The sequence below is a fragment of the Streptomyces sp. NRRL S-495 genome (assembly GCF_000966955.1).
Taxonomy (GTDB): Bacteria; Actinomycetota; Actinomycetes; order Streptomycetales; family Streptomycetaceae; genus Kitasatospora; species Kitasatospora purpeofusca.
Genome location: NZ_JZWY01001186.1, coordinates 1 through 407, shown reverse-complemented (window position 1 = coordinate 407; position 407 = coordinate 1). Strand labels below are relative to the sequence as shown.

Here is a 407-nt window from a genome sequence, read left to right as displayed (position 1 = left end):
CCGGCCACCGGCGGCTCGGTGAAGTACAAGGGCGAGGAGATCTCCAAGCTGTCCGGCGCCGGCCTCAAGGCCGTCCGCCGGAACATCCAGATGGTGTTCCAGGACCCGTACACCTCGCTGAACCCGCGGATGACGGTCGGCGACATCATCGGGGAGCCCTTCGAGATCCACCCGGAGGTGGCGCCCAAGGGCGACCGCCGCAAGGCGGTCCAGGATCTGCTCGACGTCGTGGGCCTGAACCCGGAGTACATCAACCGCTATCCGCACCAGTTCTCCGGCGGTCAGCGCCAGCGCATCGGGATCGCCCGCGGCCTGGCGCTCAAGCCGGAGGTGATCATCTGCGACGAGCCGGTCTCGGCCCTCGACGTCTCGGTCCAGGCCCAGGTGATCAACCTGCTGGAGCAGCT

The 407-nt window shown here is 68.1% G+C and carries 1 protein-coding gene; it reads left to right on the top strand.

Annotated elements, in window-relative coordinates; genetic code table 11:
- Nucleotides 1-407: dipeptide/oligopeptide/nickel ABC transporter ATP-binding protein (locus VR45_RS40390; RefSeq protein WP_045944963.1), on the top strand; the 407-nt coding region annotated here is incomplete at both ends.